This is a genomic window from Thermosynechococcus sp. PP555, from assembly GCF_031583225.1.
GTDB lineage: Bacteria > Cyanobacteriota > Cyanobacteriia > Thermosynechococcales > Thermosynechococcaceae > Thermosynechococcus.
Genome location: NZ_CP134168.1, coordinates 1,611,233 through 1,633,590, shown reverse-complemented (window position 1 = coordinate 1,633,590; position 22,358 = coordinate 1,611,233). Strand labels below are relative to the sequence as shown.

The 22,358-nt window shown below is 53.0% G+C and carries 21 protein-coding genes; 13 read left to right on the top strand and 8 right to left on the bottom strand.

Features of this window, described 5'->3' with window-relative positions:
- Nucleotides 1-33: 33 nt before the first annotated feature.
- Nucleotides 34-1,092 (bottom strand): photosystem II D2 protein (photosystem q(a) protein), encoded by a 1,059-nt coding sequence (gene psbD / locus RHH27_RS07985; RefSeq protein WP_206199695.1) that lies wholly within the window; start codon nucleotides 1,090-1,092, stop codon nucleotides 34-36.
- 294 nt (nucleotides 1,093-1,386) lie between these two features.
- Between psbD and RHH27_RS07980 the strand changes: the two genes are divergently transcribed.
- Genes RHH27_RS07980 through tsaE form a run of 5 tightly spaced genes read left to right on the top strand, consistent with a single transcriptional unit; the run spans nucleotide 1,387 to nucleotide 4,959 of the window.
- Nucleotides 1,387-2,163 carry a WecB/TagA/CpsF family glycosyltransferase gene (locus RHH27_RS07980; protein ID WP_302677988.1) on the top strand — a complete coding sequence of 259 codons (777 nt, stop codon included), beginning with the start codon at nucleotides 1,387-1,389 and terminating at the stop codon, nucleotides 2,161-2,163.
- A complete protein-coding gene (gene ftsE / locus RHH27_RS07975) occupies nucleotides 2,160-2,882 on the top strand; it encodes a cell division ATP-binding protein FtsE (RefSeq protein ID WP_225901530.1) in 723 nt (240 codons plus the stop codon). The genes RHH27_RS07980 and ftsE overlap by 4 nt, the downstream gene beginning before the upstream one ends.
- A complete protein-coding gene (locus RHH27_RS07970) occupies nucleotides 2,851-3,759 on the top strand; it encodes an ABC transporter permease (RefSeq protein ID WP_302677987.1) in 909 nt (302 codons plus the stop codon). The genes ftsE and RHH27_RS07970 overlap by 32 nt, the downstream gene beginning before the upstream one ends.
- Nucleotides 3,760-3,807: 48 nt before the next feature.
- Entirely contained in the window at nucleotides 3,808-4,500 is a 693-nt protein-coding gene (gene bchM, locus RHH27_RS07965) for a magnesium protoporphyrin IX methyltransferase (RefSeq protein ID WP_302676227.1), read from the top strand.
- Nucleotides 4,501-4,959 (top strand): tRNA (adenosine(37)-N6)-threonylcarbamoyltransferase complex ATPase subunit type 1 TsaE, encoded by a 459-nt coding sequence (gene tsaE / locus RHH27_RS07960; protein WP_206199691.1) that lies wholly within the window; start codon nucleotides 4,501-4,503, stop codon nucleotides 4,957-4,959.
- Here the strand turns inward: tsaE and trmFO are convergent.
- Together trmFO and RHH27_RS07950 are read right to left on the bottom strand one after the other, a co-directional pair.
- A complete protein-coding gene (gene trmFO, locus RHH27_RS07955) occupies nucleotides 4,862-6,235 on the bottom strand; it encodes an FADH(2)-oxidizing methylenetetrahydrofolate--tRNA-(uracil(54)-C(5))-methyltransferase TrmFO (protein ID WP_302677986.1) in 1,374 nt (457 codons plus the stop codon). The two genes, tsaE and trmFO, sit on opposite strands and share 98 nt — an antisense overlap.
- Nucleotides 6,236-6,237: 2 nt before the next feature.
- Nucleotides 6,238-7,641, bottom strand: a complete 1,404-nt coding sequence (locus RHH27_RS07950) for a cation:proton antiporter (RefSeq protein ID WP_302677985.1) — start codon at nucleotides 7,639-7,641, stop codon at nucleotides 6,238-6,240.
- Nucleotides 7,642-7,798: 157 nt separating this feature from the next.
- Between RHH27_RS07950 and RHH27_RS07945 the strand changes: the two genes are divergently transcribed.
- The 4 genes from RHH27_RS07945 (at nucleotide 7,799) to ndhM (ending at nucleotide 10,956) form a co-directional block, all read left to right on the top strand.
- Nucleotides 7,799-8,482 (top strand): response regulator transcription factor, encoded by a 684-nt coding sequence (locus RHH27_RS07945; protein ID WP_206199688.1) that lies wholly within the window; start codon nucleotides 7,799-7,801, stop codon nucleotides 8,480-8,482.
- 46 nt (nucleotides 8,483-8,528) lie between these two features.
- Nucleotides 8,529-9,890, top strand: coding sequence for a CHASE3 domain-containing protein (locus RHH27_RS07940; protein WP_310742721.1), 1,362 nt, complete (start codon nucleotides 8,529-8,531; stop codon nucleotides 9,888-9,890).
- Nucleotides 9,891-10,021: 131 nt separating this feature from the next.
- Nucleotides 10,022-10,369, top strand: a complete 348-nt coding sequence (locus tag RHH27_RS07935; RefSeq protein WP_302676231.1) for a hypothetical protein — start codon at nucleotides 10,022-10,024, stop codon at nucleotides 10,367-10,369.
- 251 nt (nucleotides 10,370-10,620) lie between these two features.
- A complete protein-coding gene (gene ndhM / locus RHH27_RS07930) occupies nucleotides 10,621-10,956 on the top strand; it encodes a photosynthetic/respiratory NAD(P)H-quinone oxidoreductase subunit M (protein WP_206199685.1) in 336 nt (111 codons plus the stop codon).
- Nucleotides 10,957-11,221: 265 nt separating this feature from the next.
- On the opposite strand, the gene RHH27_RS07925 is transcribed toward ndhM, so the two are convergent.
- The 3 genes from RHH27_RS07925 to RHH27_RS07915 all read right to left on the bottom strand — a co-directional run bounded on the left by RHH27_RS07925 (nucleotide 11,222) and on the right by RHH27_RS07915 (nucleotide 13,741).
- Entirely contained in the window at nucleotides 11,222-11,392 is a 171-nt protein-coding gene (locus tag RHH27_RS07925) for a chlorophyll a/b-binding protein (RefSeq protein ID WP_011056299.1), read from the bottom strand.
- A gap of 115 nt (nucleotides 11,393-11,507) precedes the next feature.
- Nucleotides 11,508-13,055, bottom strand: coding sequence for a serine/threonine-protein kinase (locus tag RHH27_RS07920; RefSeq protein ID WP_206199683.1), 1,548 nt, complete (start codon nucleotides 13,053-13,055; stop codon nucleotides 11,508-11,510).
- Nucleotides 13,056-13,222: 167 nt separating this feature from the next.
- Nucleotides 13,223-13,741, bottom strand: a complete 519-nt coding sequence (locus RHH27_RS07915; RefSeq protein ID WP_302676232.1) for a hypothetical protein — start codon at nucleotides 13,739-13,741, stop codon at nucleotides 13,223-13,225.
- A 245-nt stretch (nucleotides 13,742-13,986) separates the two neighbouring features.
- Here RHH27_RS07915 and RHH27_RS07910 point away from each other — a divergent pair, with 245 nt between their 5' ends.
- From RHH27_RS07910 to RHH27_RS07900, 3 genes are all read left to right on the top strand, one after another.
- Nucleotides 13,987-14,805 (top strand): photosystem II manganese-stabilizing polypeptide, encoded by an 819-nt coding sequence (locus tag RHH27_RS07910; RefSeq protein WP_149818320.1) that lies wholly within the window; start codon nucleotides 13,987-13,989, stop codon nucleotides 14,803-14,805.
- 13 nt (nucleotides 14,806-14,818) lie between these two features.
- A complete protein-coding gene (locus RHH27_RS07905; RefSeq protein WP_302677983.1) occupies nucleotides 14,819-16,411 on the top strand; it encodes an ABC transporter ATP-binding protein in 1,593 nt (530 codons plus the stop codon).
- 107 nt (nucleotides 16,412-16,518) lie between these two features.
- The gene (locus tag RHH27_RS07900; RefSeq protein WP_302677982.1) at nucleotides 16,519-18,405 is read left to right on the top strand and encodes a PhoX family phosphatase; all 1,887 of its coding nucleotides are present in this window, start codon (nucleotides 16,519-16,521) and stop codon (nucleotides 18,403-18,405) included.
- On the opposite strand, the gene RHH27_RS07895 is transcribed toward RHH27_RS07900, so the two are convergent.
- Entirely contained in the window at nucleotides 18,402-19,682 is a 1,281-nt protein-coding gene (locus RHH27_RS07895) for an FtsW/RodA/SpoVE family cell cycle protein (RefSeq protein ID WP_302677981.1), read from the bottom strand. The genes RHH27_RS07900 and RHH27_RS07895 overlap by 4 nt on opposite strands.
- Before the next feature lie 93 nt (nucleotides 19,683-19,775).
- Here RHH27_RS07895 and trpA point away from each other — a divergent pair, with 93 nt between their 5' ends.
- A complete protein-coding gene (gene trpA, locus RHH27_RS07890; protein WP_310438280.1) occupies nucleotides 19,776-20,570 on the top strand; it encodes a tryptophan synthase subunit alpha in 795 nt (264 codons plus the stop codon).
- On the opposite strand, the gene RHH27_RS07885 is transcribed toward trpA, so the two are convergent.
- The gene (locus tag RHH27_RS07885; protein WP_302677979.1) at nucleotides 20,567-22,291 is read right to left on the bottom strand and encodes a ShlB/FhaC/HecB family hemolysin secretion/activation protein; all 1,725 of its coding nucleotides are present in this window, start codon (nucleotides 22,289-22,291) and stop codon (nucleotides 20,567-20,569) included. The genes trpA and RHH27_RS07885 overlap by 4 nt on opposite strands.
- Nucleotides 22,292-22,358: the final 67 nt, after the last annotated feature.

Sequence of the window (22,358 nt, the reverse complement as noted above, 5' to 3'; positions counted from 1 at the left end):
AGAGGGACACTCAGACGAGGATACGATTAGGCTCTACAGAGCGTTACCACGGGGGAGTACCTCTTCTGGGAAGACAAAGTTTTCATGGGGTTGGTCTTGGGGCGCCATCCAAGCGCGAATGCCCTCGTTCAAGAGCAGGTTCTTGGTGTAGAAGGTCTCAAACTCAGGGTCTTCCGCTGCCCGAATCTCCTGCGAAATAAAGTCGTAAGACCGCAGGTTCAACGCCAGACCCACCACGCCAATCGCACTCATCCACAGCCCCGTCACGGGCACAAACAACATGAAAAAGTGCAACCAGCGCTTGTTCGAGAAGGCAATGCCAAAAATTTGGCTCCAGAACCGGTTGGCCGTCACCATCGAGTAGGTCTCTTCCGATTGGGTGGGGCTAAAGGCACGGAAGGTGCTGGCGCCTTCGCCATCTTGGAAGAGGGTGTTCTCCACTGTGGCACCGTGGATGGCACACAACAGGGCACCGCCGAGCACACCGGCCACCCCCATCATGTGGAAGGGGTTCAAAGTCCAGTTGTGGAACCCTTGGAAGAACAGCAGGAAGCGGAAGATGGCAGCCACGCCAAAGCTGGGGGCAAAGAACCAACTGGATTGCCCCAAGGGATACATCAAGAAGACGCTGACAAAAACGGCAATGGGGGCACTGAAGGCAATGGCGTTGTAGGGACGGATGCCCACCAAGCGAGCAATTTCAAATTGCCGCAGCATGAAGCCAATGAGGCCAAAGGCGCCGTGGAGGGCGATAAAGGTCCACAGACCGCCCAGTTGGCACCAGCGGGTGAAGTCCCCTTGGGCTTCGGGACCCCAGAGGAGCAGGAGGGAGTGCCCCATGCTGTTGGCGGGGGTGGAAACGGCAACGGTGAGGAAGTTGCAGCCTTCGAGGTAGCTGGAGGCGAGGCCGTGGGTGTACCAAGAGGTCACAAAGGTGGTACCGGTCAGCCAGCCCCCGAGGGCAAGGTAGGCGCAGGGAAACAGCAGGATGCCTGACCAGCCGACAAAGACAAATCTGTCACGCTTGAGCCAGTCGTCGAGGATGTCAAACCATCCCCGTTCTGCTGGCGCTCGTCCAATTGCGATCGTCATAAAACTCAACTCCGAAAGGAAGTGATAAAGGCAGATTCGTGAGGTAGCTCAATGGGACGATAAGAGCCAAGTTTACGAATCTTAATAACGACTCTAATCTAGCAAAGGCGTTTTGTGGTTTTCAACAAGGCATATCCCGTGGGATGACCTTGTATATCCGATATAGCCCTTTTCCAGACGACGGGGATCCACTACTGAAGCGTTTTCCTGCCCATCACGCTGTTTTGCGCAGAGTGTTCACTTGCTGTGAAAAGGGCTGTAAGATACTCGGTGTTTCTTGTGCTCAATTTCCCTATGGGTTACCCCCTTGTGATGCCCACCATTCCCGCAAAAGTCTCAGTTTTCAGATTTCCCCTTCATTTGGTGGACAACGCTCCTGAGTGGCTGCTAATGCAACAGCGGGATGGCCATGGTCAGCACGTGATCACGCTCAATTCAGAGATGGTGATGCTGGCGGAGCGAACACCAGAGTTTGCTGATGTTTTACACCGTGCTGATTTGGTGATTCCCGATGGATCGGGGGTCATTCTCTACCTCAAGTTGCATGGCCTCTCGGTGCGCCGTCTGCCGGGGATTGAATTTGCCGAAGCCCTCCTGCGACTTGCCAATGAGGCGCCCCAGCCCAAGCGGGTCTTCTTCTATGGGGCAGCGCCGGGGGTGGCAGAAAAAGTGGCTGAGCGCTGGCATCGAGAGTTGCCCAACCTGAACATTATTGGTGTGCAGTCAGGCTACCACGATGCCGATACAGAGGTTGCTCTCATTGAAACGCTAAAGGAGACACAACCCCACATTATTTTTGTGGCTTTGGGAGTTCCCCGTCAGGAATATTGGATTGATCGCCATCGTCACATTTGTCCAGAAGCGATTTGGGTTGGCGTGGGCGGTAGTTTTGATGTGTGGGCAGGGGTTAAAAAGCGAGCACCCAAGCTAATGCAAAAACTCCATCTAGAATGGCTCTACCGTCTGTATCAGGAACCGTGGCGCTGGCGGCGGATGTTGGCTTTGCCCCAATTTGCATGGAAGGCGCTTCTAAGTCGTTTGTATGGGCGACAGCGTTTCTCGTCCCGATGACAGCAGTGACCCCAGTGGTACCCCCCTGCGAACCCACCTCTGAGGGGGTAATCGTTGCAGAACTGTGGCAAGTCACGAAGTCCTTTGGTGGCACTTTGCCCTGCTTACATCGCGTCAATTTACAACTGCGACGGGGAGAGTTTTATTTTCTCACGGGTGCTTCGGGGTCGGGTAAATCTACCCTCTTAAAACTCCTCTGTGGCCAAGTTCGCCCAGATCAGGGCATAGTTCGCCTCTTTGGTGAGGAAGTCAATCCCCAACAGGATCGACGGATGGCACAGTTGCGGCGGCGCTTGGGGGTAATCTTTCAAGACTTTAAGCTGCTGGGCGATCGCTCCGTGGCAGACAATGTGGCTTTTGCGCTGCTGGTGCGCGGTATTCCCAAAGCAGAAATTCAGCAGCGGGTACAAACGGTGCTCAAACTGGTGGGCCTGAGCCACAAAGCCAATGCCAATCCCCAATCTCTATCGGGGGGAGAGCAGCAGCGGGTGAGCATTGCTCGGGCGATCGTTGGTGGGCCTGAGCTATTGCTGGCGGATGAACCCACGGGCAATCTGGATCCGCAAACCAGCCAGCAAATTCTTGCCCTGCTCCATCGCCTCCATCAACATGGGCTAACGGTTCTCTTTACCACCCATGACTTAGCCTTGACTCGCTTAGTCCCCCATCGGATTCTCCATTTGCACCATGGCAAACTTGAGTCCCTTACCCACCCTTGACTTTTTGCTTCCAGAAGTGCGCCGCAGTCTCTGGCGCGGTGGTTGGCTCAATGGCGCAGCCGTTATTGCTGTGGCCGTGACGCTCTTTATTTTTGGTTGGGGCTGGCAAGTGTCGCACCTCCTTGGCGCTAGTGTCGAGTCCTTGGGCAATCGGCTAGAAATTACGGCCTATGTGTCGCCTGAACTTCCCGCAGCCAAAGTGGTCAGCCTTAAGGAGCAGTTGGCGGCATTACCGGGGGTAGCCGACTTCACTTGGATTGATCGCGATCGCGCTTGGGCACAATTGCAAGCTGATTTAGGCCTCAAAAGTGAACAGGGTGGCTTAGCCCTCTTTGACACCAATCCCCTCAGCGATGAAATCAAGATCCGCGCCCAAAGCCTCGAACAGGTGGCTCCCCTAGCCAGCCAAATTGCCCAAAAGGAAGGCATTGAGTCGGTGCAGTATCTTGAGCGTGCCCTAACGGGTCTGCAAAGTGTGCAGCGGGTAGTGCGGGCAGTCACGTTCATTTTGGTGCTGCTCCTGAGTTTAACGGTAGTTGCCTTAGTGAGCGCCATTTTACGGTTGATTATCCTTGTGCGCCAACCTGAAATTGAGATCATGACATTGGTGGGCGCCACCCAAACTTGGATTTATACCCCCCTATTTATTCAAGCCGCTAGTCTAGGTGGCGGCGGTGGTTTACTGGCGTGGATAGTTGGCTGGGGCAGTAGTCAACAGCTGCAGCAGTGGTTAACCCAACAGGCCAGTTTTCGCGCCCTTGCCAGCAATGTTTCCCTTGAATGGTCGCTGGGCTTGGGGGTGTTCCTGATCATCATTGGGGTAATTTTGGGGCTAGTGAGTACCCGATTGGCACTGCCAACCACCTCTCAGCGGTAGGCGGCTATGCCACAATAAATGGGGCAATGACGATTGATTCTAAGGGCTATGGCACAATTTACGGCTGACGAGAAAGCAATTGTTCAAAATTATTTCAACACGACCGGCTTCGATCGCTGGCGGCGCATCTATGGCACGGATCAGGTCAGCAAGGTGCAAGCGGATATCCGCATGGGACACCAACAGACCATTGATACGGTACTAGCATGGCTCAAGGCTGATGGCTCCCTCAAGGGTAAACTCATTTGTGATGCGGGCTGTGGGGTTGGTAGTCTGAGCATTCCCCTTGCAGAATTGGGGGCACGGGTCTATGCCAGTGACATTTCCGAGAAGATGGTGGCCGAAGCCCGCGATCGCGCCGCTGCTCAATTGAATGGCCACCATGAACTCATCCTCAGTGTCAGTGATCTTGAAGCCCTGCGGGGACAATACCATACCGTCATCTGCCTTGATGTCCTCATCCACTATCCCGACAGCCAAATGGCAGGGATGCTAGCCCACTTGAGTTCCTTGGCGATGGAGCGACTGATCCTCAGCTTTGCCCCCAAAACACCAAAATATACGCTGCTGAAAAAAATTGGTGAATTCTTCCCCGGCTCCAGCAAGGCCACCCGTGCCTATCTCCACAGTGAGGAATTTATTGTGGGGATTTTGCGAGACTTGGGTTGGCGGATTGAACGCAATGCCATGACCAAAACCCGCTTTTACTTTTCGCGACTCCTAGAAGCAGTGCGCGCCTAGATGACGAACCTCAACCTCAGCTTGGCGGATCTGCAAGCCTTGGGGCGCCAGTGGGGGACATGGCTGCCGCCGGGGACAGTGCTCTTGTTAGCGGGGGATCTAGGGGCAGGGAAAACCACGTTTGTGCAAGCCTTGGGGGAGGGATTGGGCATTGCGGATGTCATCCAAAGCCCCACTTTCACGCTGATTCAGGAATACCCCGAAGGGCGTGTGCCCCTCTATCACTTTGATCTCTATCGCCTTACCCCTGCTGAAGTGGCGGAGTTGGCACCGGAACGCTATTGGCTTGGGGAAGAAATTGATCTCGGAATTGTTGCCATAGAGTGGCCCGATCGCCTGCCAACGCTACCCCCAGACTACCTTAGGCTCCAGCTTCAACGACAGCAGGATCGCACCTGTCTAACTCTAGAGGCTGTAGGGGCAGCGACATCGCTGTTGCCCAAATGCTTAAATCTTTGAGGGCGCGATCGCGATAAGCGGCATAGCGCAAGGCCTTTTGCCGAACGTTTTGCTCTAGGGGTGGCAGAATACCAAAGTTGGGGGGCATGGGCTGGAAGGTTTTGCTCTCCGCCGTACTGATGTAGTGGAAGAGGGCACCGGCCATCGTGGTTGGCGGCAATACCAAGGGTGGGAGTCCTTGTGCCAAGCGAGCCGCGTTCGTTCCTGCTAACCAGCCCCCCGCCGCTGCTGCTGTATACCCTTCGGTACCGGTAATTTGACCCGCCGCCAAGAGGGTGGGGCGATCGCGAAACTGGAGACTGGCACTCAACAACTTCGGCGCATTTAAGAAGGTATTGCGGTGCATCACCCCCATGCGCACAAACTCCGCCTGCTCTAAGCCCGGAATCATCCGAAACACCCGCTGTTGCTCCCCCCAGCGCAAATTGGTTTGAAAGCCCACCAAGTTCCACAGTTGACCATGGCGATCCTCTTGGCGCAGTTGTGCCACCGCATAGGGACGCTCTCCCGTACGCGGATCTCGCAAGCCCACGGGTTTCAAAGGTCCAAAGCGCAGCGTATCCACCCCCCGCCGCGCCAACTCCTCTACGGGTAAGCAAGCCTCAAAAAATTGAGCATTCTCACGCTCAAAGTCCTTCAAGGGTGCCTGTTCAGCTTCACAGAGAGCCTGCCAAAAGCGCTGATATTCCTCAGCAGTGAAGGGACAGTTGAGATAGGCTACTTCCCCGCGGTCGTAGCGGGAGGCCAAAAAGGCCACCTCACGGTTAATGGACTCCCCAACCACAATTGGGCTGGCAGCATCGAAAAAGCTGAGGTAGTCCAGTCCGGTAAAGCGTTGGAGATCCGCACTCAGCGCCTCACTGGTAAGCGGCCCGGTGGCTAGCACGACAATCCCGGTCTCTGGCAAATGGGGGAGTTCTTCGCGCCGCAATGTCACAAGGGGATGGCGTTCGAGGGTTTCAGTCAACTCACGACTAAACTGGGCACGATCCACCGCTAGAGCACCGCCGGCAGGCACTTGATGGCGATCGGCAGTGGCAATAATCAACGACCCGAGGGCACGCAGTTCATGGTGCAATAACCCCGTGGCGCGATCGCTGGCCTTGGCACCAAAGGAATTACTGCACACCAACTCTGCCAACTCCGCCGTATGGTGAGCTGGACTAGGCACATGGGGGCGCATTTCATACAGCACCACCGGCACACCCGCTCGAACAATTTGCCAAGCCGCTTCTGTACCCGCTAGACCACCACCAATGACCGTAATCGGTTCCATTGCTATCCTTCTGGGGGAGACTCCACTGCAACTTCTGAGCTGGGTAACGCCTCTGAGTCTTCTACCTCTGGCTTGAAGACCAAGCGCAACAGGGGTGGCGCAACGAACGTGGTCACAATCACCATGACGATAATACCGGCATCTAGAGCCTTCGAGAGCACACCGCTGGCCGACCCCACAGCCGCAAAAATCAAACCCACTTCACCGCGAGGCACCATACCAATGCCAATGGCCCAACGGTTAATTCCCGGCTGGCCAAAGACCGTTGCCCCTGTTACCACCTTACCAACAATGGCCACCAATACAAGGAACGAGGCAATGATCAGACCCGCACGATTGGCCGGTTCTAGGGGATTGAGAACGCTAATATCGGTGCGTGCGCCAACACAGACAAAGAAAACTGGCACTAGCATATCGGCAATGGGCAAAATCTGCTCCTCTAGCTCACGTCGTTTTTCCGTTTCCCCCAAGACTAAGCCAGCGGTAAAAGCACCGAGAATCGCTTCCAATTGCAGCATCACTGCCACATAACCAAGGACAAAGGCAAAGATAAGAGAGGGAATCAGTAAGTTGCCGCGCGTTGTCAGGCGATCGACCATTCCCAAAAAGAAGGGACTCAGCAGCCGCCCCACGACAACAGACCCCACCAAAAAGACTACAGAGCTAATGATCAAGTAGATCACATTGCTAATCTCGACCGTGCCCGTTTTGGCTAGACTGGCCACCACTGCCAGCACAATAATGCCGAGAATATCATCGAGAACGGCTGCCCCAATGATGATTTGACCTTCCGGAGAAGTAAGACGTTGAATTTCGGCAAGGACTTTGGCTGTGATGCCAATACTGGTTGCCGTCAGAGCCGCCCCTGCAAAGATGGCCGGTACCAAGTCCACATGAAACAGCGTCACGAGGCCAAGGGTTCCTGCTGTAAAGGGAACCACCACCCCGCCCACAGCAACGATAGCTGCCTGCGGCCCCACCCTCAGCAAACCCTCTAGATCGGACTCCAAGCCAATCTCAAAGAGCAGGATCATGACACCAATTTCTGAGAGGACGGCAATGACCTCACTGGCAGTATTGGCAACCACCGTAGCCAGCGGGTCATCCATACCGGTGGTCTGCTGAATAAACGCCGTCAGCACAGAGGGCTCAGTGGTTCCCCCTTCGGAAAAGACCAACAGGTGCAAGACCGAAATACCAACCACCACACCGCCCACCAGCTCACCCAACACCGGTGGAAAGTTAATGCGGGCACAAATTTCACCGCCCATTTTGCTCGCCAAGTAAATCACCACCAGACTCAGTAAAACAGCGGCCAAAATTAAAGGTGCTGCTTCCGCCAAGTTCACTGATTCTGCTGCCGCATTGGCAAAAAAGGGTTCAAACAGTAGCGCTATCAAAGGCATAGAAGCAAAGGCTCAAAACTCTTTAACTCAGTTAAGCATGCCTTCCCCTTTTGCTCAACCTGCCTCTGGCCTGAACCGAATCCTATTTCTTTCTGTCTAAATCAAGTTGGATTTCAGTCGGTTTATCATCGTTTTTTATAGCAGCGGTCACTCGATCATGCGCATTCTCTTTGTCGAAGATGACCCCCAGCAGCGACAGCCCATTTGCCTAGCACTGCAGCGGCAGGGCTACACCGTTGATACTGCACCCGATTTGAAAACAGCCTACTGGTTAATCCATGAGGTGGATTATGAATTGCTCATTTTAGATTGGCTTTTACCCGATGGTGAAGGCACACAGCTGTGTCGCTATTACCGCCAGCAGCAAAAAACCGCGCCAATTGTCTTTCTTACCGCAAAGGACACGACGGCGGATAAAGTCACTGGCTTAGATGTGGGTGCCGATGATTATCTCATTAAGCCCGTGGATCTATTGGAATTATTGGCACGCATCCGCGCCCTGCGGCGGCGATCGCCCCTCTGGCAGGGGGATGAACTAACCCTTGAGGGATTAACTCTCCACCTAGAGACTCGGAAGTTGAGCTATCAAGGTGTGGAAATTCAGCTTAAAAGTCGAGATTTTCAGTTGCTCAGCTACCTGATGCGCCATCCACGCCAAGTTCTCAGCTGCCAGCAAATTGAAAGTCAACTCTGGGAATGGGATAAATCCCCTGAGAGTAACGCGGTTGCTGTGCGAGTGAAACGGCTGCGGGAGCAATTGAAGCAACTGGGTGTAGAGCATTGGCTCAAAACCCACTATGGTAGTGGTTATTCCTTGAATCCCCAGCAAAATGTTTCTTAGGAAAGTAGTTGGATCAATTCGCTATCGTGCTGGCTTAATTATTGCCATGCCGATTATCTTTCTGTTCATTATTGTCGCGTCATTTATATGGTTGAAGCTAAACCTAATTGAAGATGATGAATGGGTGTTGCATACGCAAAAAGTACGACTAGAAACGCAAAAACTACTTAACTTACTGCTGGACTTGGAAACGGGTGTGCGTGGCTATAGCCTGACAGGCAGTCACCGCTTTCTGCAACCTTACATTGCGGCAAAATCTCGCATTGTTCCATCATTGGAAAAAATTAGAGAGCTGGTACAGGATAATCCTGAGCAACTTAAGGCTTTAGACTCAATCGAGGAAACCCTTCAGCAAAACATTCAGATTTTTGATCGTTATGTGTATTCAGAAAATTTTGCATCTATGACTCATTTAGTCAGTAAATCCAACCAAGAGCAGAATATTGATTGGAATAAAAGTCGGATTTTAATGGAAAGAGCACGGCAAAGCATTTACGAATTTTATAAAAATGAGGAGGTGCTGTTGGGCGATCGCCGGCGGCACCAAATTGAGTATCGAGAATTGGCATGGTCAATTATAATTGCTGCTGCCGTGATTGGTGGTATTGCTAGCTTACTCTCTGTTCGCTTGTTTTATCAGCTGGTTGCAGAACTAGAATCGCGCGAAAATTCCCTTAGGGAAAATAATGAAAAACTATCTGTTGTTTGTCATCAGCTTCAACGATTTACAGCCAATGCTTCCCATGAGCTAAGGGCACCTTTATCAGCAATTTTAAGTAATAGTCAACTGGCTCTAATGATCTTAGAAGAAGAGCTGCAAGATGACAGTGAATCCTTTACAACTGTGCAGCAAAACTTAAACAACATCTGCCAGATTGCAAAACAAATGGCCAATTTAGTCAGCGATCTGCTGTTTTTGGCTCGCCATGAAGGTCAGTTGGCCAATTGCCAATCGTTTAATGCCCATGCGCTGATTAAGGAATTAGCTGAAGAGTGGCAGCAGCCCATGGATGACCAAGGGATTACATTTGTGGTTCAACTCCCTGAATTGCCCATCATGGTAAAGGGTGACTTTTTGCTGCTCAAGCAAGCAATTGCAAATCTTTTGAGGAATGCCTGCGCCTATACCCCCCAAGGTGGCAAGGTGAAATTGGAAACTCAGTCAACGGAGCGCGAGGTTCAAATTGCTGTTGTGGATACGGGGATCGGCATTCCAGAAGCTGCCCTGCCCCATGTCTGCGAGCGCTTTTATCGCATTCATCAAGGTCAGAAACAACCGCAGGGCTTTGGTTTGGGGCTAGCGATCGTCAAACAAATTGTTGATGCTCATCAAGGACAGCTGCAAATTCACAGTCGCGTGGGGGAGGGAACAACGGTGACCATTACCTTACCCCCAAGCGGACGTTGACGGACGTTGACATAGTTCTGTCATTTTTTTTCCTTAATCTAGGGATTGAAGCATTGAGGACACAGAAGATGGTTAGGAAGTATTTATGGGCTTTGGGTATGTCTCTTTTTGTAGGTACTACGGGCGTTTTGATGCCACCGATAGCTCAAAGTGTTGCCCAGTCGGTAACTCCGATTCGTAATTTAGGCAATGTCTATGGCATTACCATTCGCGGCACCGTACGCAGTGCGGTTGGCAATCATTTCATTCTCGACGATGGCACGGGTCAAGTCATTGTGGATGCCGGTCCCCGTTGGTTTCACCAAATCAATCTCCAGCCCGGCGAAACCGTTACAGTTGTCGGCAAATATGATGATTATGACTTTGACGCCTTTCGCATTACCCGCGCCAATGGCGAGGTGATTAACATTCGTCCCCATGGTGGACCTCCCCCCTGGGCGGGTGGCCGGCGACGCTGGGAGCAACGACAGGCACGTTAGGAGGAAGCCCGTTACCACATAGGCGGCTGGGAAATTTTGTGAGGTAGCTAAAAATCTGGATGGATAGAGGGGGCAATTGCCCCTTTTATGTTCAGCTTTTAGCGATCGCTAGCCAAAATCAGCCTAGAATCCAGCCTAGTTCTATTACGGATTCTTGGGTTAAGGCATGAGTTTTTCGAAACTTTCCGCGCAAGGATTCTTGGTATAGTAGAAGCGTTTACGAACTACGGTTCACTCGTCATTGGTTAGCCATGCTACTGAAGTCTACAACACGCCACGTTCACATCTATGCCGGCCATGTGGTTGATGGGGAAGTTCATCCTGATACAGAAACGCTGACGCTGAATGTGGATCCCGATAACGAGTTGGAGTGGAACGACGCCGCCCTAGCGAAGGTGGAAGCCAAATTTCAGGAGTTGGTGGCAAATGCCGCTGGGGAGGACTTGACGGAATATAATCTGCGGCGCATTGGCTCGGACTTGGAGCATTTTATTCGCTCTTTGCTGATGCAGGGGGAAATTGGCTACAACCTCAACAGTCGTGTGCGCAACTACAGTCTGGGGATTCCTCGTGTGAATCACTCCTAGATTTATTCGATTTATTCATCCTCAATTGCGGATTATTTAACAGGTACTTTGACAGCGGCATTTCCCGCTACAGTCCTGACCTATTGGGATGGATAGAGGGAGTACAATCCTCTCTGCTAGTCGCTTTCACGGTTTTGAAGGTGTGCTCTCTTTGTGAAAGGCGCTGTGTTTGCCTTGTAGTACCGCTGAATTGGCCAAAAAAAAGAGGCCATTACTGACCTCAAAATGACACTTTGACCGCTGAAAATTGGGAGAGAGTTAAGGTCTAGAGGAGACCCCAGAAGTGAAGCACGCCTTGTTTGGTGATCAGTTCTGTGAGTAGCGCCGCCACAAAGCCGATCATGGCGAGGCGACCGTTCCAAATTTCAGCTTGGGGGGTGAATCCAAAGACCCATGCGTTGCGATCTTCAGCTTTGATGGTTTTGGTATCTTCCATGGTTTTGACTCCTGATCGAACCCTGTACCCTCACTGTAACAATTCTTTACTAATTCCGCAACATCTCTTAATATATTTTTCTCTATTGCTGTCCTAGAGGGCGATCGCGATATCCCTAATCAATGACTGTGGCCATCTTCACGTTCTCCAGCTTGGCGAGGATTTGCGGCTTGTAGTTTTCAAACTCTGCTTTGAGGAGATTACGGCTCACAATCGCTGGGGCAGAACTGGGCAAGCTTTTACTGGTTTGCAGCCAATCCCGTAGCAGTTGCCGCTGGAAGGTAGCGATCGTAAACATGCGGACATTGATGCAGTGTTGCGGATCCTCAAGGGAGAAAAAGAGCAGCGGATAGTAGCCGGTCTCCGAGAGCAAAACGCAGAGTTCTTGGTTGCGTGGCAGTTTCATATCCAAATAACAGGGCAACCAGCGGGGCCCTTGCTTGGGATCGTAGATGGCAGTAATCCAGAGGATCATCGGGTGGGGACTGGTGGTAAAGAGAAACTGGTTGTAGCGAATATTGAGCATGCGCCGATCAATTTCTGGGCGAGGCAGCATCACCCACAGCGAGGCGGCTGATTCCCGCTGTGCATACAAAGGCATCGGAAAGACAATTTCCGCTACGGGTTTATCGGCAGGCCAAACACTTTGCCAGCAGACTTCTTCAACCGTTGCAAGGGCAACAGGCGGTTGAGACTGGCGTTCTGAGGGTTGAGAGACTTTTGCAGCGACCTCTACCCCCGGCTGGGTGACTCGACTACTCCCAAACTGTTCCTCAAGGGCTGTTAAGACCTTGATAATTTCACCGACGTTTTGGGGGCGATCGCTGGGGGACTTGGCCATGCAGGCCATGATCAGTTCCTCAAGGACAGGAGGAAGATACAACCCTGGACTGGCCACATTGAAGGGCACTGGCTTTTGGAAGTGGTGTGCCTTAAACCAACTGCCAATGGAGTGGGTGTCCGCCTGAATGGGCATCTTGCCGGTGAGTAGCTCATACATGGTGATGCCAAGACTGTAGATATCCGAGCGGTGATCCAACTCTCGCCCTTCAATTTGCTCTGGGGAACAGTAGGCCAAAGTGCCCATAAACGACGAGGTTTGCCTTTTTTCAGAGACATCCCCCAAAAATTTGGCAATCCCAAAATCCAATAGCTTCGCAAGTTCCCCCATCGTGCCATCCTGAATCACAAGGACGTTGCTAGGTTTAATGTCACGGTGAATAATGGGGCATTTTTGGCCTTCGATGATAATTCCCTCATGGGCTACCTGCAGACCAAGGCACATATGGCGTGCAATTCGCAGAAATCGGCTTAAGGGCAGGGGTTCTTCTAGGAGCAAATCACTGAGGTTTTCGCCTTCCAAAAATTCCATGACGTAGAAGGGAATTTCCTCGTTGTTCATGCCGTAGTCGAGCACCCGCACCACGTGCATACTTTTCTGACCGAGGAGAGCACCCGCGCGCGCTTCTTGGGCAAAGCGGGTTTTCATGCGATCGTTGAGCAGGGTTTGCGACAGGAATTTAACGGCAACCGGAACGCCGCCAAGGAGAATGTCCTCTGCCCGATACACCCGCCCCATTGAGCCTTTGCCAATCAGCTCCGTCAGCTGGTACCGATTCATCAGAATTTGGCCAATGTTGGTATCGCGGTGCGGTTCTGACATAGTTGCCTCAAGGGGAAATCGGCTGGCGAGGTCGCAAACAGGGAAGCATTGTGTTGCTAGGTCGCTATGGTTATACGTCTATTATCTCTAGAGTCTTTAGGTTCTGTTTGATCCATTGGGGCGATCGCTCTCCCCTAATCCATAGTTTCTTAAGCCTTTTTAGGGTTCTAAGCATTAGGAACGCCTAACCAAGACATCAATGACGAACTGGTAATCTGAATCTCTTTATCGAGATCGGGAACGGGAATAAAGACCACACCGCCACTACAGGAAATTTCCCCCACCGATCGCCACTGATTCGCGGTATAGATATGGACATAATTAACTGCGCCCCGTCGCCAACTGCGCCACATCTCACTGGCAGCACAATCATAGAGTTGATAGCCTTCGGGAATGGCGGCACGGGTAAAGGGCACCAGTTGTGCCTTATTTTGAGCGAGATCAGGGAAGAATGATCCATGGGTCAATGCTTGTCGCAAAGATTCCCACGCATCGCAGTAGCGCTTGACCATGATCTGCGGTTGACCATTCTCACTTTTGCCCGTGGCAATGACGCCCGCTTTGTTGTCCACCAGTTGCCAAGTCCCTAAAACCGATTCAATGCGATAGTTGGGATTTGAGGCAAGGCTCTCAGCCCCATTGACAACATCGGCAACAAAAACAGCAAACAACTCGCTGTCATCCATGAACTCACTCCCGCTCCTGCTTTTTTATAGTTTACTTTGCCGCTCCAGTCGGAGAGAGGTCGGTCATTGTTTTTGCTCTTGTGAAATTAAAATATCTGCGAAAATTTCCTTTCTGAGGCGATCGCAAAGCTCCGTATAATCATGGATTGATAAGGTAGTTGCATGGCTGCCTTCACTGGACTCTTACGCAGGGGTATCTCCCACACTCTGACTGCTTTGAGATGCTTTGACTTCTGAGGTTAACCATGAAATATCGCATTTTAATGGCGACGCTGCTGGCGGTATGTTTAGGGATTTTTTCCTTGAGCGCCCCCGCCTTTGCCGCAAAACAGACTTTAACCTATGACGATATTGTCGGCACTGGTCTGGCCAACAAGTGCCCCACGCTTGATGATACGGCACGCGGTGCCTACCCCATTGATAGCTCCCAAACCTATCGCATTGCCCAACTGTGCTTACAGCCCACGACATTTTTGGTCAAGGAAGAGCCTAAGAACAAACGCCAAGAGGCCGAATTTGTCCCCACAAAACTGGTGACCCGCGAAACCACGAGCTTGGATCAAATTCAAGGGGAACTCAAGGTCAACAGCGATGGCAGCCTCACGTTCATAGAAGAGGATGGGATTGATTTCCAACCAGTGACCGTGCAAATGCCCGGTGGCGAGCGTATCCCACTGCTGTTTACGGTGAAAAACTTGGTGGCGAGCACTCAGCCCAACATTAGCAGCATCACCACTTCAACGGATTTCAAAGGGGAATTCACCGTTCCTTCCTACCGCACTGCCAACTTCCTCGATCCCAAAGGACGGGGCTTGGCCTCTGGTTATGATTCGGCGATCGCCATTCCCCAAGGTAAAGAAGAAGAGCTGGCTCGTGCCAACGTCAAACGCTTCTCCTTGACCAAGGGTGAAATTTCTCTGAATGTGGCGAAAGTGGATGGCCGCACGGGTGAAATTGCTGGCACCTTTGAAAGTGAGCAACTCTCCGATGATGATATGGGTGCCCACGAACCTCACGAAGTGAAAATTCAAGGGGTCTTTTACGCCCGCATCGAACCTGCCTAGGATCGACCAGTCCATGGCGACTCTTTTAGAACTCAGGGAACTGCGGGTCGCCTACCCTACAACGGAGACATCATCTGCTGCAACATTTGTAGTGGATGGTGTTTCTTTTTGTGTGGCCGCTGGGGAGCGGTTTGGCTTAGTGGGGGAGTCAGGTTGTGGCAAATCCACGATTGGTAAGGCCATTTTGCAATTATTGCCGACTGGGTCACAGGTTGCTGGGGCGATCGCCCTTCAGGGGCAATCCCTTTTGGGGCTGACCACTTCCCAATTGCGGCGACTGCGGGGCGAGCAAATTGGTTTGGTCTTTCAAGATCCAATGACGCGCCTCAATCCCCTCATGAGCGTCTATGACCACTGCGATGAGCTATTGCGGAGTCATTGCTCTGCTTGGAGTCGCTCCCAACGGCGGCAGCGCATTGTTGAGGTGTTGGATCGGGTGAAAATTTCGGCCAATCGCCTGCATCAGTATCCCCATGAGTTGAGTGGCGGGATGCGTCAACGGGTGGCGATCGCCCTTGCGTTGCTCTTGAACCCACCCCTGATCATTGCCGATGAACCAACAACGGCGCTAGATGTGACTGTCGCGGCGGAAATTCTCGATGAACTCACGCGCCTGTGCCAAGAAGAGCAGCGGGGACTGCTGCTGATTTCCCACGATCTGGCATTGATGGCCAAGTATTGCGATCGCCTTGCGGTCATGCACCAAGGCAAGATTGTTGAACGGGGAGCGGCTCGTCAAGTGCTGCAACAGCCCCAACACCCCTATACCCAGTCCCTACTTGCGGCCACCCAACTCACCGCTAAAGAAACCCCACCCTTGGACACTGCCCCAGAACTGCTGCGGGTTCACAATTTACAGCGGCACTACCGCTTGGGGGGATGGCTACAACCGCAAACCACGATTCGAGCGGTAGATGGCGTCGATCTGACGTTGCGCCGGGGAGAAACCCTTGGCCTTGTGGGCGAATCCGGCTGTGGTAAAAGTACGCTCTCGCGCTTGATTCTGAAACTGATTCCCGCCAACGCCGGTGAAGTGGTCTTTTTGGGGCGCAATTTAACTCAATTACCCGCGGCACAACTGCGCCCAGTCCGCCGCGATCTGCAAATGATTTTCCAAGACCCCCATGCCTGCCTTAATCCCAAAATGACCGTGGAGCAAAACTTGCTGGAGCCACTGCTAATTCATCGGCTGATGGCCAAAGAGGCTGCCCAAGAACGGGTACGCGAGATGCTGGCACAGGTGGAATTGACCCCCCCTGAAGCCTATGTTCATCGCTATCCCTATGCCCTATCGGGGGGACAACGCCAACGGGTGGCGATCGCCCGTGCCCTGATTACCCATCCCCAACTGGTGGTCTGTGATGAGCCGGTGAGCATGCTCGATGCCCATATTCAACGCCAAGTGCTGGCGCTGATGCAGCAGTTAAAAGAACAATTCCAACTCACGTATCTCTTTATTACCCACGATCTGGGGGTCGCCCGCTATTTTTGCGATCGCATTGCCGTCATGTACGCTGGCAAGATTGTTGAACTGGCGCCCACCGCCCAATTGTTTGCCCAGCCGCAACATCCCTACACGCAAAAATTGCTGGCCGCTGCTCTGTAGCTGGTCTTAACCACTTTTCCCCCATTTCTTAGGCAAACCCTAACCCAACTTCCCTAAGTTATAAACTGGCTGCCCACAGTGGATGAATTTGGAACGAGATACGCTTCATGGCTGAATATTTTGGTGATCTGTTACCCCGTGTCCTAAGCCGACGCACCGTACTAAAAACTGCTCTTTTTGGCGCGGCGGGTTTAACCCTTGCAACCCTGACCAAAGGGTGTGCCACTGCACCGGCTTTAGGCTTTCCAACGATTTACCCCAACACCGACGATAAAATTACGCTGCCTGAGGGCTTTGAGCATGGCGTCGTGATTCGCTGGGGCGATGCCCTCGATGGTGGTGAAAACTTGAATTGGAATCGCATTCACCAAACAGTCACCGCAGCTGATGTCCAGCGGCAGCAGCAGTGCTTTGGCTACAACTGTGATTTTGTTGGCTATCAGACCACACCCGATGGCAAGCATTTGCTCGTTGTGAATCATGAATACACCAATCCCGAACTCATGTTTCAAACGGTGGGCGATCGCCCCAATCAATGGCAAGCCGCACTCCAGCGGGAAGCCCATGGCCTCTCCATTGTCGAGATTGCCAAAAACGCCAATGGTGGCTGGCAATATGTGAAAGCCTCGCCCTACAACCGCCGAATCACAGGTTCAACGCCCTGCGAAATTTCTGGCCCTGCCAAAGGCCATGCCCTTTTGAAGACGGCTGGGGATCCCACGGGGACACGGGTCAACGGCACCCTCAACAACTGCGCAGCGGGCAAAACCCCTTGGGGCACGGTACTCACCTGTGAGGAAAACTTCCATAGCTATTTTGGCGGCAGTGATAGCAACCTGACGGGCATGGTGAAGGAGCTACATAAGCGCTATGACATTCCCAATGAGCGAGCCGATCGCTATGGCTTTTATCTCTATGAAGATCGCTTCAACATCGCGAAGGAACCCCAAGAGGCCTTTCGCTTTGGCTGGGTTGTGGAAGTGGATCCTCTTTCTCCGGATCGCGCCCCCATTAAACGCACAGCCCTAGGACGGTTTCGCCATGAGGCGGCGACAACGGTGATTGCCCCCGATGGTCGAGTTGTGGTGTATATGGGTGATGATGAACGCTTTGAGTATGCCTACAAATTCATTACCAAGGGCAAGTACCAAGCCAACGATCGCGCCGCCAATTTGAATCTGTTGGATGAAGGGGAACTGTACGTTGCTCGCTTTAATGACGATCTGACGGGTCAATGGCGAGCGATCGCCCGCGTTGAGGGCAGTACAATTAGCCCCAACCCCAATCTGCCCACAGCCTTCCAACAGGATCCTGCCCTGTGTTTTATTTACACCCGCGCCGCCGCCGATGCCCTAGGGGCAACAAAAATGGATCGACCCGAGGACTTTGAGTGGAATCCGGTCACCAAAAGTGTTTGGCTGGCGCTGACCTACAACGAGAAACGGAAGGCTAAGGCCACGGATGGCGCCAACCCGCGTCCTGAAAATGTGATGGGGCATGTGATTGAAATGATTGAGCAGGGCAATAACCCAACCGCCTTGCAGTTTCAGTGGCGTTTACCTTTGCTTTGTGGAGATCCCTCCGCCCCAGAGAAGAACCGCCAGTTAGTGCTGTATGGTGAACCCACCAACGCAGAGGTACCGCCAATCTCAGCACCGGATAACTTGACCTTCGATCGCGCCGGCAATGTCTGGATTGCCACCGACGGGAACCCAGGATCAAGCCGCCTTGGCAAAAATGACGGCGTTTATGTCCTCAATCCACAGCGCCGCGAACTGAAGATGTTCCTCTCTGGCGTGCCCGGCTGTGAAATTTGTGGGCCAGAGTTTAGTAGTGACTACCGCACCTTTTTCTGCGCGATCCAGCATCCGGGGGAAGGGGCAAAATCCACGGCTGATCTGTCAACACGCTGGCCCTATGGAGAAGAAGTGGTCGTGCCTCGGCCTGCCGTGATTGCCGTGTGGCGCTCAGATGGCCGGGAAGTGTCAGCCTAGGGTTTGCGGGAAGAATAGCGATTGATCCCTTCAGGACGCAGGGGAACTACGGGAGCAGCCCGGCGGCGGTGGGTTCTAGACGTTTTGGCGCGAGTGTTTGTGGCAGCGGGGAAGGCAATCACCTCTGCCTGCTGTCCTTCACGGGCACAGCGAATCAACAGGCCAGCGATCGCCATACTGGCCATAATTGAGCTACCGCCATAGCTAAAGAGGGGAAAGGGTAATCCTGTTGTCGGTAGGATACCAATGGCGACACCTATATTAATCAAGGCCTGTAGGAGTATGATCACCGTTGCCCCCAAGGCAATGAGCTGGATCAGGGGATCCCGCGCCTGATTCACCACCCGCATTCCCAGCCAACCGTAGGCCGCCAGCAGTCCTAGGAGCAAGAGGCACCCCAATAGCCCCATTTCCTCGGCATAGACCGCAAAAATAAAATCCGTGTGCTGGATGGGCAAATAGGAGAGCTTTTGCTGTGAAAAGCCATAGCCCGTGCCCAAAACGCCCCCCGAAGCAACCGCCAAGAGACTCTGCACCAGTTGGTAGCCATCCCCCATCGCATCCGCCCAAGGGTTGAGGAAGGACATCACCCGCCGCCGTTGATACTCGTTAATGCTCATGCTGAGGACTGCCAAGCCCAAGCCACTCATGGCTGTTAACAGCAGGGGCGCCAAGGGTAAACCTGCCCCAAAGGCCATCAGCCACAATGTCATGCCGCAGAGGGCGGTGGTACTGAGGTTCGGTTGGATTAAAATTCCCAGCAGCGTCACGGCAAAGGCCGTTAACCAAAAACAGCGTGCCTTGAGATGCAGCCGCCGCCACGAACTAAACACCCAAGCCGCTTGCAGGACTAAAAAAGGCTTCATCATCTCCGAGGGCTGGAGTTGAAAAAGACCAAGACTAATCCAGCGGGTGGCGCCCATCACCGTTGTCCCGACCCCCGGTAGGCGTGTTGCCCAGATCAGCAGCAGAAACAAAAAGAACCCTGGAATGGCCATCTGGAGCGATCGCCGCAGGGGTAGCCGTAGAAACAATTGAAACCCTGCCCAGCCAAGGGCAAGCCACAGCAACTGGCGCGTAAAGTAGTACAGCCCATCCCCTGTTTCGGCCAAACCCACGGGAAAACTAGCGGAAAAGAGGACGACCAACCCAAGACCAATCCACACTAGGGTCAACCAGTGGAGCAATCGTGCTTCTAGAGTCCACTGCCGCAGGTCGCCAACCGCTTCGCTGCGCCGCAGGCGATCGCCAAAGGGGAGAAAACGCCACCAACTCACGCTTAGATGACCCTCACTGGCATCGGCCACTATAGGAACAGTATCTAATCTGGCACAATTATTATGCATCTTTTAGAGCGACTGCCTGTGACTGTGCCTACAATTTCTGAACGCTTTGAGCAATGTCGTGCCCGCCAACGCTGTGCCCTGATTCCCTTTTTGACCGCCGGTGACCCTGATTTAGAAACGACGGTTGCTGCCCTCAAGGCCTTAGATGCCCATGGTGCAGATCTGATTGAACTGGGAATGCCCTATTCCGATCCCTTGGCCGATGGTCCTGTGATTCAGGCAGCCGCTACCCGCGCCCTGCAACGGGGAACTCGCCTCGAAGCAGTCTTAGAAATGACAACGGACTTACACTGCCAACTGAGGGCACCACTCATTTTATTTACCTACTACAATCCCATCTACCATCGAGGGGTCTCTTCATTTCTGAAAGCCGTTGCCCAAGCCGGGATCAAGGGCTTAGTGATTCCGGATTTGCCCCTTGAGGAAGCAGAACCCGTTCTTGCAGAAACAGCGCATCTAGGCTTGGAATTGACACTACTGATTGCGCCCACCACATCGCCCGAACGGATGCAGGCGATCGCCACCGCCTCCCAAGGTTTTATCTACCTTGTCAGCACCACGGGCGTCACAGGGATGCGCCAAAAAATGGCCACTCGCGTTCAGGAACTATTGGGCACACTGCGGCAAATTACCCCCAAGCCCATTGGTGTCGGGTTTGGCATTGCCAGTCCAGAGCATGCCCGTCAAGTGCGCGATTGGGGCGCCGATGCTGCCATTGTTGGTAGTGCCTTTGTCAAACGGCTGGCAGAACCAGAGCAGGGAGTTGCCGCTGTCGCCGAGTTTTGTCAGTCACTCCGCACAGCCCTCGATACGCCCTAGGGACGCACCGTCAACGTAAAGTAAATGCCATCGGACTGCAAACTGCGGGTTTGACCGGGCAGATCAATCAATGGTGCCGCGTACTGGAACTGAATGTCTAAGTTGGGCGTTGGTTGCACCAAGAGTCCCATGCCTAAACTGGCAATCACATTGTTAGGCACTGCACCCGCAGGATTACGGCTATTGTTCCAGACCACCCCCAGATCAAACAGGGGCCCAATGGAAATAATTGGGCGACGATTGGCAGTGCGCAGTACGGGAAAACGGGCTTCCCCAGAGAACCGCAGGCCATTATCCCCAGAGAGGGCATTGGTTGAGTAACCCCGCACCGACAGGGGGCCACCAATGACAAATTGGTGAAAGGGGAGCAGGCTATTGGGACTCAGTTGCACATCCGTACGCAAAATCAAGAAGTTATCTGCCCAGAGGCGTTGCAGCCGCTGTCCCTGTCCCAGCCAGCTAAAGAAAGTACCATCAGGGGTTGGACTGGGGTTTTCGGTGGCGCCAAAGATCGGCAGGCCAAAGTTGAACTGCGAACGAAAGACCCATGCCCCTTGGGGATCACGGCGGATATATTCTTGGCTCACTTCCAGCACTCGGGTGGCACTATAGCCCGATGAATCAGAACCAATGGAAATGGGGGTTGGCACTCCCAAAACAAAAGTCTGTGCCGACTGCATCAGGAAGCCAATGCCAAAGGCTAGTTCCTCACGGATATTGCGAATCACCGGTTGGCGAAAACTGGCTTCGTAAATAGAAGACTCACTGCGAATATTCAAGCCAGCAAGGGCGGGGGGGCGGGTAATTTCGCTGTCTGCTTGTACGGTGCGAATGGTGAGTGTGCCATTCATGGCATTGAGGGGCAGACTGTAGCCAAACTCCACAGTGTTGGACGCTCCCCAGTCAAACGTGCCTAGGTTATTACCGATGGCGTAGGAACCGTAGACGCTATCGCCGCGACCACTGAGGTTGTTGTATCCCAAAAAGGCCGTGGCCCGATCCGGGGCGATCGCTGGCGGCGTATTGTTATCCAAACCAAAAGCAGCATTAAACCAGCGGGCAGGTACCACCCGTACCACCAAAATACTGTCCTGGGGCGTCGTGCCGGGTCGCAGACTGGCAGAAAGATTGGCAAAGAGAGGATCCGTTCGCAGCAGGCGCAACTGCTCTTCCAGACGATTGGAGTTGAGGGGCACGCCGGCACCGAGGGCAATACGACTGCGAATATAGCGTTGGATAATTCCTTTATTCCCTTCAATACGAATGTCCTCTAGGCGGCCTTCAAGCACTTGAATCGTGATTACCCCATCCCGTGCCACCTGCTCGCCTAAAACGGCGCGAGAGGTCAAATAGCCCCCCTCAAGATAGAGTTTTGTAATCGCATCGGCAGCGCCTTGTAGCTCCGCAAGCGTCACCTGACGCCCTTCCAAGGGCTTAATAATCGGATCAAATTCCGCAGGCCCAAAGATAGTACTGCCTTCAACAACAATTTTTTGTACAGGTATTAAAACATTTTCTGACTCGGGGGTTGGGCTAGGGGGTGAAGGGGGCGGTTCAAGAGCGGGTGGCGAAGGGGAGGGTAGAGGGGGTGGTTCCGGTAGGGGGGGCTGAATATCCTGTTGGGTGGGGGTGATAACTGGAATCGCTAAAGCAGGTAACACCGCTCCCGTACTGCCGAGAACAGAGAGAAGGGCAACGGGTGCAAATAAGTTTGTTTTCACGTCCTCAACCCCAATGCTTAGTTATTTGGTTTTAGATAGGGCAGCAAAATCAATACAAAAATTTGTC

What these genes read in the sequence shown, in the direction of transcription:
- RHH27_RS07950 (WP_302677985.1), bottom strand. Translation starts at nt 7,641, where the DNA reads ATGCCTTTGATAGCGCTACTGTTTGAACCCTTTTTTGCCAATGCGGCA.
- RHH27_RS07920 (WP_206199683.1), bottom strand. Translation starts at nt 13,055, where the DNA reads ATGTCAGAACCGCACCGCGATACCAACATTGGCCAAATTCTGATGAAT.
- ftsE (WP_225901530.1), top strand. Translation starts at nt 2,160, where the DNA reads ATGACAGCAGTGACCCCAGTGGTACCCCCCTGCGAACCCACCTCTGAG.
- RHH27_RS07940 (WP_310742721.1), top strand. Translation starts at nt 8,529, where the DNA reads ATGCCGATTATCTTTCTGTTCATTATTGTCGCGTCATTTATATGGTTG.
- tsaE (WP_206199691.1), top strand. Translation starts at nt 4,501, where the DNA reads ATGACGAACCTCAACCTCAGCTTGGCGGATCTGCAAGCCTTGGGGCGC.
- RHH27_RS07935 (WP_302676231.1), top strand. Translation starts at nt 10,022, where the DNA reads ATGCCACCGATAGCTCAAAGTGTTGCCCAGTCGGTAACTCCGATTCGT.
- RHH27_RS07925 (WP_011056299.1), bottom strand. Translation starts at nt 11,392, where the DNA reads ATGGAAGATACCAAAACCATCAAAGCTGAAGATCGCAACGCATGGGTC.
- psbD (WP_206199695.1), bottom strand. Translation starts at nt 1,092, where the DNA reads ATGACGATCGCAATTGGACGAGCGCCAGCAGAACGGGGATGGTTTGAC.
- RHH27_RS07980 (WP_302677988.1), top strand. Translation starts at nt 1,387, where the DNA reads ATGGGTTACCCCCTTGTGATGCCCACCATTCCCGCAAAAGTCTCAGTT.
- RHH27_RS07915 (WP_302676232.1), bottom strand. Translation starts at nt 13,741, where the DNA reads ATGGATGACAGCGAGTTGTTTGCTGTTTTTGTTGCCGATGTTGTCAAT.
- RHH27_RS07905 (WP_302677983.1), top strand. Translation starts at nt 14,819, where the DNA reads ATGGCGACTCTTTTAGAACTCAGGGAACTGCGGGTCGCCTACCCTACA.
- RHH27_RS07900 (WP_302677982.1), top strand. Translation starts at nt 16,519, where the DNA reads ATGGCTGAATATTTTGGTGATCTGTTACCCCGTGTCCTAAGCCGACGC.
- ndhM (WP_206199685.1), top strand. Translation starts at nt 10,621, where the DNA reads ATGCTACTGAAGTCTACAACACGCCACGTTCACATCTATGCCGGCCAT.
- RHH27_RS07910 (WP_149818320.1), top strand. Translation starts at nt 13,987, where the DNA reads ATGAAATATCGCATTTTAATGGCGACGCTGCTGGCGGTATGTTTAGGG.
- bchM (WP_302676227.1), top strand. Translation starts at nt 3,808, where the DNA reads ATGGCACAATTTACGGCTGACGAGAAAGCAATTGTTCAAAATTATTTC.
- RHH27_RS07945 (WP_206199688.1), top strand. Translation starts at nt 7,799, where the DNA reads ATGCGCATTCTCTTTGTCGAAGATGACCCCCAGCAGCGACAGCCCATT.
- RHH27_RS07970 (WP_302677987.1), top strand. Translation starts at nt 2,851, where the DNA reads ATGGCAAACTTGAGTCCCTTACCCACCCTTGACTTTTTGCTTCCAGAA.
- trmFO (WP_302677986.1), bottom strand. Translation starts at nt 6,235, where the DNA reads ATGGAACCGATTACGGTCATTGGTGGTGGTCTAGCGGGTACAGAAGCG.